The following is a 15,734-nucleotide window of genomic DNA, read 5'->3' as shown; positions in this document are numbered from 1 at the left end:
TTTTACTTTGCGGTTTATTTCTTGACCTTGCGGAACCTTACGACGTAAACTATAACACCTGCGAGCAGCACTACCGCTACTACAATGAGCACGGTCGAGAGCGTGGTCCAGGTCGTGGGCGAGCTCGATCCGCTGCTTACAACGGTGATAGTGTAACGCAACGTGTAGGGGTTGCCCGCTACGTCGGTTGCCGTGTAAACGACTTCGTATTCACCAGCCATCGTGAAGGTGATTTCGGTGCCGTTATTTTCTTTGTCATAGTTGCTGCTGAAATAGCCGTCGACGGTAGCGTCAGAAACAGTTTCTTTGGACGGATCGATGAGCTTTTTGGTGATCTTGATATCGCTCTTTTCGCTGTCGTCTTTGAGCTCCATCGTGCCGAACGTGAACTTATCGCCTACTTTGTAAGTCGAATTGACCACGGTGCCGCCCGTTACGGTGAACTCGGGAGCGTCAATATCGCCAACGTTGATATAGTAGGTGGCGCTTACGGCGTCGGCATTCTTATAGGTTGCAGTATAGGTAACGGTATAAACGCCGTCCTTGGTTGCCTTAAAGCTCTTAACGCCGTTCTCGTCCTCGTCAACTTTAACTTTGCCGCTGGCGGAATCTCTTACTTCCACTTCGACAAACGCGTCGCCGTTGTCGGTGTATGCAATAACCTTGGGAAGCTCTACGGGTTTAGCGTTAGCATCGGTGGATACATACTTAGCCCAGTAGGTAGGCATATCGCCCAAGACTTCGATAACGGGAGCAGCTTCATCGATAGCAGTGAAGTTGGTCGAGCCGGTTGCGAGTGTCACGTCGTTTTCATAATCGAATGCGGCGGAAGTGTAGCCGTCCTTTTCGATATTCTCGTCGGCAATGTAGCCGTCCATAACGCTGTACTGACCGGTGGATTTAGCGGTAAACTCACTACCCATGATAGCGAACGCACCGGGGGCGTTGATCTGGCGAACCAAACGGTACGTACCGCTACCGGGTATGCCGTCTATAACCTCGTTTTTGAGCTTATACTTAACGTTTACGTTACCGGTGGAATCAATTGTAGCGGTTGCCGAAGTATGAGTCAAATCGTCGTCGCCGGCTGCAACTCCGCTAAGCGTATAGCCATAGATATTACTCGCACCGTTCACGTCGAATACGCGAACAACCATCGTATATTTCTCGTCGTCGCCGGTAGCTACCGAAGCGGTAAACTTAATGTTCTGAACGTAAATGGTAGCAATACCGTCTTCTTCGGTCGATGCGGTTTCAAGCGTTACGTTGAGCGCGTTGCCCTTCGGATCGTATACCGCAACCTCAAAGCCCGTGTAATCGCGCATAGCTACGGGGATATCGGTGATCTTGAACCAGCCTGCGTTTACGGTGTCGCCCGCTTTGATATCGGATGCTTTTTCAAGAGTGATATTTTTGCCATCGTACTTATAGTCGTTAGTTACGCCGTTAACAACGGTTATCTTAGCTTCGCAGTTTACGAACGCTGCCGCATTGTCGACGATAGTCAAATCGACGTATTCGGTTTTCTCGTCGACCGTCTTTACGCAGTTGCTCTTGAAGTTGCCAAGGTTGTCCTTAACACCTACGTAGAAGTAAAGCGCGGAAGTAAGTTCGAGTTCGGTCTTGCCCTTGATTACGAGCTTACCGTCTTTGATGTCGGCTACTTCGCCGCCGTCAACGGAGATATAAGCGCCCTTATCGTTATAAACCCTGTAATCAACCTGCGGACGGGTGTCGTCTGCGTCGGCGTACTGAGGATACGGAATGGTAAGAGTCTTTTCGGTTGCCGAGAGATACTTGTCTACGGTTACCTCGGCGGTAGTAGGCGCAGCCTCGTCTTTCCATTCGTCTTGAAGCGTGATGGTATAGGTCTTGGACGAAGTGTTGTTAGCCTTATCGCGAGCGCGGTAGAGAACGGTATAGGTGCCGGTCTTGTCGCCCTCTCTCTTATACTTAGCGAAATCGAAAGTGAAACCTTTTTCAAGATCGAATATAAGGTTTGCTTCCTCGTCGTCGTATACAGAGCTATCAACGGTAGCCTTGTTGTCCGTGCCGTTGTTCGCCAAGATATTGGTGAATTCGATAACGGTCTTGGAATTATCTGAATCGTAGATACGGAAGTAAACCGAAATCTTGTCATCCTTGTGATCTTCGTCGGGATTGACTTTATCTTTGTTGTCGACAACGGTGGGAACGGTGAAGTGAACCTTGCCGCTCAGCTCTTCGTTTTCGTAGCCGCTCGCGTCGATTACTTTCATGCCCCAAGTCTCGGGTATAAGGTGCTCATCAATGGTCTTGAACACGGGTGCAACAAGGTCCGAAACGGTGATATAGTACACACGTTCGCTCGACTTACCATTGCTTCCGCCCTCTTTGTAGGAGTCATTGTAAGCAACATATTTAACTTCGTAAGTGCCGAGTTCGCGAGGATAGAAGGTCATAGCCTGATCGTTATCGAAAACTACGTAGTCTTCCTCATTCTCGGTATAAGCATAAGCATAGCCGTCGTCGTCGATAAGAACGTTACGAACCTTCTTGTCGTCGGGACCCTTTACGGTGATTTCTACCTTGACGTTATCGTCATAGGTATCGGTAGCCGTCGCCTTGGGAAGGGTTACGGCGCGGTTGATCGAAACGTCTTTCTGAACGCCAGAAACCGAAAGCGTAGGGTTGCCGTATTCGGGAACCGAAGCCTGTATATTAACGGTAAACGTTTCGGTAAGACGTTTTGCATTCTTTTCGTTGCCAAGCGTAGCTACATAGGTAAGGAATACCTTGCCGTTCTTGCCCGCGTTCTCGTGCGAAGCGACAAAGGTTCTATCCTCTACTGCAACAGAAGGGCTGAGGTTGTACGCTTCGGAAGCTGCCTTGCGGCTATCCAAAACTTTAACGGAATAGCTACCTTCGTACTCGCGGAGTACGTTATCGTCGTCATAATAATAAACGTGCGCATAAGGGAGCACAAACGAGCTATCCTCGCCGTACTTAATATACGAAGGAATATCTGCGCCGTTGTAGTCTACTCTAAGGAAGTATTCTTCGTCAAGGCGCGATTTAACGTAATATTTATAAGAAACGCCCGCATCGTTCGTGTATTCGACGGTATAGTTACCTACCTGATTGGCGATAACCTTGCCGTCCGTGACGGTTGCTTCTTCGCCGCTCGGCGTGGTGACCTTAGCTTTTGCGCCGACGGTGAATTTATCGCCGTAATCGACGGTTTCCTCGATCGTAATGCCGGTAGCGATCGCGTTATCCGATGAATCGGTATTGCCTTCGCCTTCGCCGCCTTCTTCCGTACCGGTTTCGCCGGTAGACGGTCCTTCGCCCGTTTCGGGTTCGGCGAATGCCCTGAACGGCATCGTGAACGACAAGCACGCGAGCACGATAGCCAAGCACAACGTTATTATGAGCGCTTTAAGCCCACAGTTTTTGATTGTAGCGAGTTTTTTCATTTAGTCGATATTCTCCTAAAATATGCTTTTGTACACATATACTGTTAAATTATACTATCACGCAAGAAATTTGTCAAACATTTTAACCGCCCTTAGCGAAAATAGTTTTGCGTTTTTTACGGAACGGATAAAGGTATTCCGCCGCTTCCCTACTATTATGAGAAAGGGCGATAAAATTAATGCGTAATTAGGAATTCATCTTATAAATAATATTAAGTCCTCTAAGTGTCAGTGTTCTGTCCACTATATCTATAACGCTCACGCACCGATTGACTATATCGGATATGCCGCCCGTAGCTATTACCTTAGCGTCCGGCAGTCCCGCTTCGGCTTTAAGCCTGCGCACCATGCTCTCCACCATTCCCGAGTACCCGAATATGATACCCGATTGCATATTTGTGATGGTCGTTTTGCCTATCGCTTTCTTGGGAACGGATAACTCGACCTTTGGAAGCCGCGCCGCAGCCTGTGCAAGCGACTCGGACGCAGCTTTCAGCCCGAATGAAATCGCCCCACCGAGTAGCTCGCCGCGCGCCGACACAACGTTGAAGGTCGTCGCCGTGCCGCAATCAATAACTATGCACGGTCCGCCATAGATCCTGTACGCGCCCACACATCCCGCAACGCGGTCCGCGCCAAGCTCTTTTGGGTTGTCGTATTTAATGGAAAGACCCGTTTTGAGTCCCGCACCCACAGTCATAGGTTTGAAACCGAAATACGTTTCGACCATGTGCTCAAACGTATAGTTAAGATTGGGATTGACCGAGCTTATGACTACGCCCTCGACCTCGCGCACGCTTATACCGCGATCGGCGAGCATATCCTTGATGAGCAGCCAGTACTCGTCGCCCGTCTTATTGGTCGACGCCATTCGCAGCGTTTCGGTTAGCTCGTCACCCTCGAACACGCCCATTTTGATATTGGTATTGCCTATATCGAATACTATAACCATGTTAAACAGTTTTTCCTTCCGTGGTGTTTGTATTTCCTTCGCCTGTATCGCTCGCGCCGACAGAATCGGTATACGGCACGGGCGAAAGACGGTTCTTTTTTAAAACGACTTTATCGAGCGTGAGCGTTACCGGCGGAGTGAGGATCGCCATGCACGCGCATTCTATCGCGCCGCTTATCAATAACTGCGGAACGGCTACAATGAGCGTTACCCCGCCGAAATCGAAGCTCGGCATGACGAGCATAAACATTCCAACGACCAGCGCGGTGTTCAATATGCTCCCGACCGCCGCCGCGCCCGCTACCGTCGCCACTCGAGCGGGCTTCTTTTGCGGTTTGAAAAAGTGCGAAAGGAGTTTATATATTCCGAATGCGCCAAGCGCCGCCAAGATGCGCGGCACGATCGCTATATACGGGGCTTGGATGAACGCCGCCGCCACCAGCGTGGTCGGCATGATAAAGCTGTAAGCTATGCTTATCGCGCCGAACGCCAGACCTACGAACGCCGCCATGCCGACCGACAGCGTTGTCGCCGCGACCATGACGGGCAAAAAGAACACGTACGGGATAATGCCCGTAACGGCGCACAACGCAGTCAGCGTTGCGGCAAGCGTGATAGAACGCGTAGATATTTTCATGTGTGCTCCTTCTGTTGGACTTTCTTCCTATCGAGAATAGCCCACAGCCGATTGGGTTGAAATGTTTTGTCAAGTTCACAAGGATACCTGCAAAAACATTCTACCACATAAAAAAATTTTTCGCAAGTTTTTATCACACACCGCCGAAAAAACCATACACTGACTGTAGATAGGCGCTTATCGTACCAAAGAAAAACCTTGCGGGCAAACGCGTATCCCGGGACGCGGATGCACGCGACGGCAATTACCTATCTAAAAAGGAGGAACGCAAAAATGTTTAACGGTGGCGGATGCTGCGACATTCTTTGGCTCTTATTGCTGTGCAGCTGCTGCGGCGGACACGGTGGCTGCGACTGCGGCTGCAAAAAGGGCTGTGATTGCAACGACATACTTATGTTATACATTCTTATGAACTGCTGCTGCGGCGGCGGCAGAGACAAGTGCTGCTGCTAATCTAGCACTAGCCTTAACTTACGTACATAAGCTGTCGATAGTATCGTTATATAACGAACGCCTTTGCGGGAAACCGCGAGGGCGTTTTGTTTTAATTAGGAATCGTGAAGTGGAACTCGCGCATAGTTGTCAAGCCGTACCACGTCTTAATTTCTAATTCCTAATTAAACAACACTTGACATTATACCCGATATTGCGTATAATCATTTATAAAGAAAATAACAAACCGAGGTAGCGCAATGAAAGTTACGATGGATAAGCTTGTGGCGCTGTGCAAATCGCGCGGCATCATATTCGCGGGCAGCGAAATATACGGCGGGTTCGCCAATACGTGGGACTACGGTCCCGTCGGCGTGGAGCTGTACAATAATATCAAGAAAGCGTGGTGGCAGAAGTTCGTCACCGAAAGCGAGAACAACTTCGGGCTGGACTGCTCGATCCTCATGAACCCCAGGGTTTGGGAAGCGTCGGGACACCTCGCGGGCTTTTCCGATCCGCTCATGGACTGCAAGGCGTGCAAGAGCCGCTGCCGCGCCGACGATCTAGTGGAGGCGTACGCCGCCAAGCACAAGCTCGACGTGCCCGTAGCCGCTATGGATAACGATCAGCTTTCGGCGTTCGTTGCCGAGCATAAAATACCCTGCCCCGTGTGCGGCAAGTCGGACTTTACGCCCGTCAAGAAATTCAATCTAATGTTCAAGACCTTCCAAGGCGTGACCGAAGACACCGTTTCCACCTGCTATCTCCGTCCCGAAACGGCACAGGGAATATTCGTCAATTTCAAGAACGTTACGCGCTCGGCGCGGGCGCGCGTGCCGTTCGGCATTTGCCAGATGGGCAAAAGCTTTCGCAACGAGATCACGCCCGGCAACTTTATTTTCCGTCTGCGCGAGTTCGAACAGATGGAAATGGAGTTCTTCTGCAAGCCCGGCACCGACCTCGAATGGTTCGAGTACTGGAAAAACTACTGCTACGAGTTCCTGCAACTCCTCGGCATCAAAAAGGAAAATCTGCGTATCCGCGACCATGACCAAGCCGAGCTCAGCTTCTATTCCAAAGCGACGAGCGATTTCGAGTATCTTTTCCCGTTCGGCTGGGGCGAGCTTTGGGGCATTGCGGACCGCACCGATTACGATCTTAAAAAGCATTCTGAGTTCTCGGGCGAAAAGCTCGAATACACCGATCCCGCGACCAACGAGACCTATATCCCCTACGTTATCGAGCCGTCGCTCGGTACGGGTCGAGCCATGCTCGCCGTTTTGTGCGACGCGTACGACGAGGAACAGCTCGAAAAGGAAACGCGCACCGTCATGCATTTCGCGCCCGCTATCGCGCCGTACAAGGCGGCGGTTCTCCCCTTGCAAAAAGCGTTGTCAGAGCGCGCCGATAATATTTACCGTGCGCTACGCAAGCGCGGTATCGCATGCACCTATGACCTGCCCGGCTCGATCGGCAAGCGCTATCGCCGTCAGGACGAGATAGGAACGCCGCTGTGCGTGACCGTCGATTTCGATACCGAGCCGACGGGTACCGTTACCGTGCGCGACCGCGATACCATGAGCCAGATCCGTCTGGATGAGTCCAAGCTCGCAGATTATATCCTCGATTATTGCAAGTTGTAGTTTTTTCGTTACTTCTTTTGAAAAAGAAGTAACGAAAAAACTTTAAGCTAAAATATATAAAGCCGCATCGAGCTAATACTCTCGATACGGCTTTTTAGTTTGACAAAAACCGCACACGTAAAAACGCCCCAACTTTCGTCGAGGCGTTTACTAATTGAGTTTTAATCAACTATTAGGCGGGAGTGTAGTCGTAATAGATCTTGCTATCTTCGAAGCTGATATAAAAATCGTATACACCGGCGTTTACTACGGTTACGTTGTCACCCTCAACTTTAAGATTACCTTTTGTATTTCCTAAAGTATTGACCCACGTAATATCGCCGTCTTCGGTCGTTGCACCGACAAGAATAAACTGGAAGCTATCACCAACAGCGAGAGTTACGTCTAATCTTTTGTACTCTTTTGCTCCGGTAAATCCGCTCACGCTTTCTTCCAATTTAATCGCGCCTTCACGCCAGCTATCCCACGTAATATTGGAAGCCGCAACGTCACCGACGAGATACGCAGTACCGGGTTCGATGGCTTCACCGCCAACCACTGCAACCTCGTCCTCGTTGTTTTCGCACTGCATGGTAATTGTCCACTTGGAACTATCCGACCAATATTTTAGATAAATATTGTAGGTATCGTCGAAGTTAGTTGTAACGGTGGAAGCGTCCTTTTTCTTCTCTACCAAGCCTTTACTATCTGCTTCGATATAGAACTCGATTTCCTCGCCCTCGATAGTGAACGAAAGCGTGGTATCTTTTGCAAGCCCCAATCCCGTTCTGACATACTGCTTACCCATAGTGGGATACTCCGAATTCGTATCGCCGTCGTCAACGTCAAACGTTTTCGTCAACTCATAATACGGCGTAGCCCCGATCGAAATGTAGCTTGTGCCGCTCACTTCCTCAGGTCCGCCAACAGAAATGCCGGAATTGTTCATGAGAGCATAAAGCGTGGTGTTGGCAGTAAACGTGGACGAAGTGGTATAAACTTCACCTATTGCGTCCTCCCATTGAACGAACGTGTAGCCCGAAGCAGGCGTTACCGTCGGGAACGAAGCAAGCTTGCCATCCGTGGTCGTAGCAGTCTCCGAGCCGACGAGTGTGCCTTCGTCGCTGTCGACCACGAACGTAACGGTGAACTCGCCTTCGGCGTTGGGTGTGCCGCCGCTCGTCCAGTTGGCGTAAACGGTCGTATCGCTCGTAAATTTGTACGAAAGCGTTATCTTATCGCCACTGCCGTTCTGCTGAGTATACCAAGCGTCGAACGTATAGCCCGTGTACGTAGGGGTAGGAAGCGACGCGAGCTTGCCCTCGGCGTTGGTCGTCGCCGTAGCGGGCGTAACGGTGCCGGAACCTGCGTTAAAAGAAATGGTATACGTACTCCCCGTAGTCGAATCGCCATTACCCGAACCGTCGGTTCCCTTAGAGCAAGCGGCAAGACCGAATGCAGCAGTGGCGCACATACTAGCGGCAAGAGCCAAAGACAAAAGCTTCTTAGTTTTCTTCATTATTTTCCCTCTATTAAAGAAATATTTTTGCAAGCGCATAGGTTTGGCACAACCGCACCAAACCCCATCGCATTTGCGTGATTTGATACAGTATATCACAATTTTTCGACAATGTCAATACCCCTAAGGAAAATTTTTTGTATGTAAAAAGGGATAATTTTAGTAATGTCCAACGCCCTTTGGGCACATTTTCCTTTTGGAGAGGGGGGGGTAAGTGATTCGGCACAATACACAATTATTTTACACACAACAAAAAAGAGTGGTTAAGCCTAACCACTCTTTTAGCTTTTAACGCAAGTTTTCTTTGCCTACTTTTTCAAAGTGGCATAAAGTAATTTATACCGCAAAGAACTACTCGGGTGTAGTAAAACAACTACTTACCTTTGCACACACACGACACTAAAAGTTTCTTGCCTACTTCTTTTCAAAGAAGTAGGTTAATTTAAGTCGTCTTTGAGCGTGCGGTCGAAAAGCTGTTCCATGACGGTACGGGGCGGGATCTTATCGAGGATCATGGTGTTCACCGCATTGGTGATCGGCATATCCACGCCGTACTTATCGGCGAGGAGCGCCATTGCCCGAGCAGTATGCACGCCCTCGGCTAGCTTGTCGTACTTCTTGCCCATAACGTAACGCTCGCCCCACATTCTATTGTGGCTATGCGGCGAAAACAACGTTGTTTCGTAGTCGCCGATATGGCACAGTCCGTAAGCGGACAAAGGGTTGCCGCCGAGCTTGCCTATGAGCCGCGCGACTTCCCTACTGCCGCGCGCCATGAGCGCGCCTTTGAGCGTTATAAGCCCCATGCCGTCGAGCGCGCCCGCGACAATGCCCATAACGTTCTTTGCCGCCGCGCCGATCTCCGTGCCTATTACGTCCGTGCCGTAGTAGAACCGAATAAGCGGGCTTTTAAAATAATCGACTATCTTTTCTACGGTCTTGCGCTCGTAGCCATCTATGAGCATACAGTTGGGATTGCCCTTGGTGAATTCCTGAACATGTCCGGGCCCCGCCCACACGGCGATCTGCCAGTCTTCGAGCCCGAATTCGAGCGCGACTTCGCTCAGGCGTTTGCCCGTGCTGATCTCAATACCTTTCATGCAGGTGACGAGGTACTTGCCCGTCATATCGCATTTACTGCGGATATCGCCCATTACGTCCCTGAACACCTGCGACGGTACGCTTACGAGCACGACGTCGGCGGTCTTGACCGCTTTTGCGATATCGGTAGTCAGCTCGATCGACTTGGGAAAAGTCACGTACTCGTTCTTGCGCGTCATTGCGAGCTGTTCGTAAGTGATATCGCCGGACTTGCCGTACACGGTTACTTTGTGACCGAGCTGGTTGGCGTACCACGCAATGAACGAACCCCAGCGCCCGCAGCCGATAACCGTCGCGCGGATCTTGTGACGGGTATAGTCCATAGGGATTGTGTAATTAAGTGACAATATATACTCCTATTTTTCTTCCTTCTTGTGAACAAGAAGGAAGCGAAGAAAACTTTGAGCTAAAATAACGTAAAGCAATCAACGCAACTTTTATTTGCCTACTTTCGTTAAAGTGGCGAAAAGTTATTATTAGTGTTAGGATATTACTCGGGTGCTACGCACAACTACACTAAAAGCAAACACACAACACTAAAAGTTTCTTGCCTACTTCTTTTCAAAGAAGTAGGTTTCTTGCTTACTTCTTTGAAAAGAAGTAAGCTAACCTTTCGGCGAATAGTTAGGCGCTTCCTTAGTGATCGAAATATCGTGCGGGTGCGACTCAATAAGTGCGGCGGAAGTGATTTTAACAAATTCAGCGTCCTTGCGGAGCTTGGCAATGGTCGGCATACCCGTATAACCCATGCCCGCGCGAAGCCCGCCTATAAGCTGATACACAACGTCGGCAAGCACACCACGGTACGGCACTCGGCCTTCTACGCCTTCAGGTACAAACTTTTTCGTGCCTTCCTGGAAATACCTGTCCTTGCTGCCGAGCGGCATTGCACCGAGACTGCCCATGCCGCGATAGGTCTTGAAGCTTCTGCCCTGATATATTTCGAGCTCTCCGGGCGCCTCGTTCGTGCCCGCAAAAAGCGATCCGATCATAACGGCGTTAGCGCCCGCAGCGATCGCCTTTGTAATGTCGCCGCTGTACTTGATACCGCCGTCGCCGATTATCGCTCTGCCGTACTTGTCGGCAACCTCGGCGCAGTCCATGATCGCAGTGATCTGCGGTACGCCGATACCCGCGACTATACGCGTGGTGCAGATGGAACCGGGTCCGATACCGACCTTAACGACGTCCGCACCGACCTTGAACAGCGCGTCGGCAGCCGCGGCGGTAGCAACGTTACCTGCAATGATAGTGACCTGCGGGAACGCATTCTTAACGATCTCGACCGCCTTGATAACGTCCACGTTATGTCCGTGCGCGGTGTCTACGACCAAGCAGTCCACGCGCGCGTCGACCAACGCTTTCGCTCTGTCCATATATCCCTTGCCGTTGCTTATAGCCGCGCCGACCAAGAGCCTGCCGTTTTTGTCCTTTGCCGAGTTGGGATACTGTATCGCCTTCTCGATATCCTTGATAGTGATAAGCCCTTTGAGATTGCCGTTCTTGTCTACGATAGGCAGTTTCTCGATACGGTGCTTGCCGAGTATCTTTTGCGCTTCTTCGAGCGTAGTGCCCTCGGGCGCGGTGACGAGATTGGTTTTCGTCATAACGTTCTCTATCGGCTGATCGAAATTGGTCTCGAACCGAAGATCACGGTTAGTAAGAATGCCGACGAGCTTGCCGTTGCGGCAGATCGGCACACCGGAGATCTTGTACTTTTTCATGAGCTCCAACGCATCGTTCACCTTGCGGTCGGGTTCGAGGAAGAACGGATCGGTAATAACGCCGTGCTCGCTACGCTTGACCTTGTCTACATGCTCCGCCTGGTCGTCGATACTCATGTTTTTATGTATGATACCCATGCCGCCCTCGCGCGCCATAGCAATAGCCAAGCGCGACTCGGTGACCGTATCCATAGCCGCCGATATGAGCGGGATATTGAGCGTAATATCCGCACTCAGCTTAGTCGTCAGATCGACGAGATTGGGCGTAACGCTGGATTTGCCGGGGATAAGAAGTACGTCGTCGAACGTCAATCCTTCCTTAACGATTTTGCTCATAGTGTTTCTCCTTTGATTAGAGTGAAAGATATTCCTTCATTTTTTGCGTATAAACGTTTATGATTTGCGCAATGCTGTCATAGCCCTGGTCATTCTTAACATTAACGTAACGATAGGCTTGGCAAGTCCCGTTCGCTGCCGCGATCAGGCTCGCGCCGTCGTTCCCGAAGCACGTATCGTTATGCTGTAACAGCCATTCCATATACAGCAAGCTCTTAGCCGCATTGTCGAGCTTTTGCAGCCAATAGAGCTGGTGCACCATCTCGCCCTTGCGGTTGCCCGCGCTGTCGTCGGGCTTAAAATCGACCGCGAGCTGCGCATAGTACGGGAAGCGTTTAAGACTGTCGTACACGGCGGTGAACGCTATCGCGCCATTCGTGTCGCGACGAATGAACATATCGAACTCGTTGCCCTTGAACGAGTCCTCATAGTTGGCTATTATGAAAGTCTCAGACACAATATCGACGTTTTCGAGCTCGTTGCCGTATTCGTCGGTCATGTCTACTTTTTTATTCAAATCGTTCTCAACGCCGATACGCTTGTACTCGACGTCAAGGTATTCACAGAGCTGATCTACATAATCCACATAGTCGTCAAGAAGCGTCATGATCGAGTTGCGATCAGTCGCCGTCGCGCCACCGTAGGTATTGGACAGAGTGGAAAGCGGCGTAATGCTGCCGCGGTCATTCGAGTGACTGTCCGCCGCCATATACTGCGTTTGACCGAGATACGCGCGCGCGCGATAGTTCATAGTGCGTATTGTGTTGCCGTAGCTGTAAACCGCGGGCAGGAACGCCGCCGACGGCATACCCTGCATCGCCTGTTCGCTCTTGGTATCGAACAGCGCCGACGAATTGTTCATGGACATATAAAGTCGAGTGTATTTTTCGGTGCGCTCGGCGTAATACTCGCCCATGCGAGTATTGCCGCTATCGTAATTGCTTTCCATTAGTTTATACGAAAGATTAGAGCAAACGAAAATAGCTTCTTCGAGCTGTTCGTCGCTTAGCTCGGCGTTCCGCATGAGCGCTGTGTAGTTGCCGTACTCATCGGTAACGTTCGCGTCGGCGGAATTCAGCCTGCGCGCGATATACCTATAGCCGAAATCGATTGCGCGCGCGGGATTGCCGAGCTTATTGAATATGCGCATAGTTTGAAGCGGCAAGCCCACGGCAAGAATGACCGTCAGCATGATGATCAGCGACAGCGCGACCGCGACCGTTTTTATCGCGACGATTATCGTTTCGGTCACGCCCGACGAGGTTGCGCTCGCGGTATCACCGTCCGCAGCCGTGTCGGCTTCGGGCGCGACGGGCGTTGCCGGTTCGTCGGCGTTATCGACGGTGTCGTGCGCTTCGTCGATAACATCCATATCGAGTTTTTCGTCCGAGTGTTCCATTACCGAGTATTATAGCACAATTTACATGGGTTTTACAAGCGTTTTCACCTACTTCTTTGAAAAGAAGTAGGCAAGAAACCTACTTTCTTTTTCGAAAGAAAGTAGGCAAAGAAAACTTACGTTATATACAAAAACAAATAATTTATTGTTTACTTCACCCGAATAGTTTCGTTACAATATATATATTGCTTAACGCCACTCTACCCTTCCCCCCCCGTCATTCTGAGCGTTAGCGAAGAATCTCGCTTTAATCGGTCTTTACTATCGAGATCCTTCGCTCCGCTCAGGATAACAGGAATAATGCGTAGGATAGTTCTATTAATCTTAACCTTATTCGCCTTCCACCCAACCAAAAAACCCACCGCGGTTAGACCGTAGCAGGTTTTTATCGATTATGATTTTTATTCGACGTCGCCGCCGTCGCCCGGCTCGCCCGTTTCGACAACTTTTCTAATACTCAAAACTATCGCGCCGTCTTCGGTAGTGATCGTTATTGTATACTTGCCCTTTTCCTTTATTTGGATATTGTTGGGACCGTCGGCAATGCTCTCGGCAAATTCGGCAGAGCCTTCGTCTAAGCTCGTACCGTTGATTTGGTCGTCCCAGTTAATGTTGCCACCTTTGCAACCCGCGATTTTAATCTTCTCGCCCGCCGCAAGATCCAACGTGATCGTGCCGTCTTCGAGCCGGTAGTCGGTATCTATCGCCCAACCGATAACGCTGCCGACAAGATAGTACTCGCCGTCCATCGGTTTTTCGGCAGCCGTCGGGAAATGATATTTTCCGCTCGGATCGTCGGTCTTTGCGACCGACAAATCGATAACGCCGTCTTTTATTCTAACGGCAACGGTATACATGCCGTCCTCTTTAACGAAGATATTGCTGTCTGTGTTAGTCGTGGCAAGGTCCTTGCAGTATTTCGACAAGTGCGCGTAGTTGCGTTGCACGCTATCCGACCAATCGATATTGAACGAAGCACCCGCCGCAACTACCGACGTAACCTTGAACCCATCTTTTGCCGTCAAGTATAAATCAAACGAATATACGTCTCCGTCATCACCCGACGCGGCTTCGTCGAGTTTGAGCCCATACGCTTCGCGAGGCGTCCAACCCGTGATCGAGCCTACAATATAGTAAGTTCCGACCGCGAGCTTTTCGGGTATGCCGTCATCCATCTCGACCGACCAGCTAAGCGCACCCTTTTCGCCCTCGTAGCAACGCAGGAACACCGAGAAATCTCCGCTGTTGGATACCGTGACGGTGTTGCCGCTGAGTGTGATGCCGTGCGATCCACCGGCCATCGAAAGCGCGTTATTAAGCGCCTCGATCGGGTCGATTATGATATGCTCTTCCTCTTCCTCTTCGTCGTCCTCGGCCGCAAGCGCTAACTGTTCGTCGGCGGTTACGATAGTGAACTTAACATTGTCACCCTTTTCGAGCTTGATGTTGCCCGATTGAGTCGTATAAGTATACTTGGCAAGGTCTGTGGGCGCTACCGTTTTAAGCTTGATCAACTCGCCATCACCAACCTGCATCATAACCACGGGCGCACCTTCGACAAAGATTTCGGGCATTGTTATACCTGTTGTCGATCCGTCCGTAATTTTAAGAACGAAGCACTCGCCATCGGGGTACCACTTAATCGAAATATCATACTTAGTACTGCTAAGCACCTTGACGTTGGTTATCTCGCTGGAAATGGATGTAACCTCTACGCCGCTGCTCGATCTGTCGATAAAGAAGCTGACGTCCGTGCCAGAGCCCGCGTTCTTGTCGTTAAGCATGAACGTGAGTACCTCGCCGTCTTTGAGATCAACGCCGGTCGCGTAGTACCCGTACTCACTGGTATCGGTCTCGTCGTCCTCGTCTGTGAATTTCTTGTTAAGCCTGCCGTAAGTCTCACCGCTTATGCAGTACGTATTCTGTCCAATCCCGCCGATCTCGTAAATCGCATACACGGTAATATCCGACGAGAAAACGTAGCTTTCCGTAATGTAGCTGCCGGAACCGTCCTCTTTGGTGTTCCACTCGATAAAGTCGGCATTGTCGAGCGTGGGATCTTCGGGAAGATACGCGAGCTTGCCTTCCGTATCGGTGTTGTAAACGTCCGTTTTCTTACCGCCTTTGAACTCGCCGTCGCCCGCATTGAACGTGATATGATAAATCGTATCGTTCGGCTTGGACTGAGTGCTTTCGACAGTCCACTGCGCGTAAATCGTACTGTCCGCAGTGAAAACGTACGTAAGGTCGACCTTATCGCCGCCCGTTTCCGCCGTCCACCAGCCGTTGAATTTATACGTGCTGTCGGTATGCGTGGGATCGCCGAGAAGCTCTGCGAGCTTGCCTGCGTCGTCCGTTTTAAGAGTAGTAGTCGTACCCCCACCCGCAAGCGAACCTCCGTTGGCGTTGAACGTTATTTCGAACGAACCGCCGTCCTTGTTACCGCACGCAACGAGCGCGCCCGAAGCCGCTACGCACACCGTCGCTGCGACCGCTAAAATAAGCTTGGACTTTTTCATCATCTATCCTCTAAATAAAGAATTTTTACACACATACG

10 protein-coding genes are annotated in these 15,734 nt (G+C 50.5%); 2 read left to right on the top strand and 8 right to left on the bottom strand.

The annotated features are described in order from the left end of the window. Window positions 1-14 precede the first annotated feature (14 nt). The 3 genes from HDT28_05535 to HDT28_05525 form a co-directional block, all read right to left on the bottom strand. Window positions 15-3,455, bottom strand: coding sequence for a hypothetical protein (locus HDT28_05535; protein MBD5132035.1), 3,441 nt, complete (start codon window positions 3,453-3,455; stop codon window positions 15-17). 187 nt (window positions 3,456-3,642) lie between these two features. After that, the gene (locus tag HDT28_05530) at window positions 3,643-4,407 is read right to left on the bottom strand and encodes a type III pantothenate kinase (protein ID MBD5132034.1); all 765 of its coding nucleotides are present in this window, start codon (window positions 4,405-4,407) and stop codon (window positions 3,643-3,645) included. Between the two features lies 1 nt (window position 4,408). Continuing rightward, a complete protein-coding gene (locus HDT28_05525) occupies window positions 4,409-5,044 on the bottom strand; it encodes a hypothetical protein (protein MBD5132033.1) in 636 nt (211 codons plus the stop codon). Window positions 5,045-5,317: 273 nt separating this feature from the next. Here HDT28_05525 and HDT28_05520 point away from each other — a divergent pair, with 273 nt between their 5' ends. Together HDT28_05520 and HDT28_05515 are read left to right on the top strand one after the other, a co-directional pair. Then, the gene (locus tag HDT28_05520) at window positions 5,318-5,497 is read left to right on the top strand and encodes a chorion class high-cysteine HCB protein 13 (GenBank protein ID MBD5132032.1); all 180 of its coding nucleotides are present in this window, start codon (window positions 5,318-5,320) and stop codon (window positions 5,495-5,497) included. 239 nt (window positions 5,498-5,736) lie between these two features. Then, entirely contained in the window at window positions 5,737-7,119 is a 1,383-nt protein-coding gene (locus HDT28_05515) for a glycine--tRNA ligase (GenBank protein ID MBD5132031.1), read from the top strand. 172 nt (window positions 7,120-7,291) lie between these two features. Here HDT28_05515 and HDT28_05510 read toward each other — a convergent pair whose 3' ends face one another. From HDT28_05510 to HDT28_05490, 5 genes are all read right to left on the bottom strand, one after another. Further along, window positions 7,292-8,617 carry an InlB B-repeat-containing protein gene (locus HDT28_05510; GenBank protein MBD5132030.1) on the bottom strand — a complete coding sequence of 442 codons (1,326 nt, stop codon included), beginning with the start codon at window positions 8,615-8,617 and terminating at the stop codon, window positions 7,292-7,294. Between the two features lie 437 nt (window positions 8,618-9,054). Then, window positions 9,055-10,020, bottom strand: coding sequence for an NAD(P)-binding domain-containing protein (locus HDT28_05505; protein MBD5132029.1), 966 nt, complete (start codon window positions 10,018-10,020; stop codon window positions 9,055-9,057). A 303-nt stretch (window positions 10,021-10,323) separates the two neighbouring features. Then, window positions 10,324-11,778 carry an IMP dehydrogenase gene (gene guaB, locus HDT28_05500; GenBank protein MBD5132028.1) on the bottom strand — a complete coding sequence of 485 codons (1,455 nt, stop codon included), beginning with the start codon at window positions 11,776-11,778 and terminating at the stop codon, window positions 10,324-10,326. A gap of 16 nt (window positions 11,779-11,794) precedes the next feature. Beyond that, window positions 11,795-13,177, bottom strand: coding sequence for a hypothetical protein (locus tag HDT28_05495; protein ID MBD5132027.1), 1,383 nt, complete (start codon window positions 13,175-13,177; stop codon window positions 11,795-11,797). 401 nt (window positions 13,178-13,578) lie between these two features. After that, window positions 13,579-15,699 carry an InlB B-repeat-containing protein gene (locus HDT28_05490; protein MBD5132026.1) on the bottom strand — a complete coding sequence of 707 codons (2,121 nt, stop codon included), beginning with the start codon at window positions 15,697-15,699 and terminating at the stop codon, window positions 13,579-13,581. Window positions 15,700-15,734 lie beyond the last annotated feature (35 nt).

Source organism: Clostridiales bacterium, assembly GCA_014799665.1.
Taxonomy (GTDB): domain Bacteria; phylum Bacillota; class Clostridia; order Christensenellales; family Pumilibacteraceae; genus Anaerocaecibacter.
Note: the sequence above shows the minus strand (reverse complement) of the source record. Positions and strands in the feature narration are given on the sequence as shown.

Excerpts from the sequence above, each read along its gene's own strand:
- guaB (MBD5132028.1), bottom strand. The coding sequence starts at position 11,778 with ATGAGCAAAATCGTTAAGGAAGGATTGACGTTCGACGACGTACTTCTT.
- HDT28_05510 (MBD5132030.1), bottom strand. The coding sequence starts at position 8,617 with ATGAAGAAAACTAAGAAGCTTTTGTCTTTGGCTCTTGCCGCTAGTATG.
- HDT28_05525 (MBD5132033.1), bottom strand. The coding sequence starts at position 5,044 with ATGAAAATATCTACGCGTTCTATCACGCTTGCCGCAACGCTGACTGCG.
- HDT28_05495 (MBD5132027.1), bottom strand. The coding sequence starts at position 13,177 with ATGGAACACTCGGACGAAAAACTCGATATGGATGTTATCGACGAAGCG.
- HDT28_05530 (MBD5132034.1), bottom strand. The coding sequence starts at position 4,407 with ATGGTTATAGTATTCGATATAGGCAATACCAATATCAAAATGGGCGTG.
- HDT28_05515 (MBD5132031.1), top strand. The coding sequence starts at position 5,737 with ATGAAAGTTACGATGGATAAGCTTGTGGCGCTGTGCAAATCGCGCGGC.
- HDT28_05490 (MBD5132026.1), bottom strand. The coding sequence starts at position 15,699 with ATGATGAAAAAGTCCAAGCTTATTTTAGCGGTCGCAGCGACGGTGTGC.
- HDT28_05535 (MBD5132035.1), bottom strand. The coding sequence starts at position 3,455 with ATGAAAAAACTCGCTACAATCAAAAACTGTGGGCTTAAAGCGCTCATA.
- HDT28_05520 (MBD5132032.1), top strand. The coding sequence starts at position 5,318 with ATGTTTAACGGTGGCGGATGCTGCGACATTCTTTGGCTCTTATTGCTG.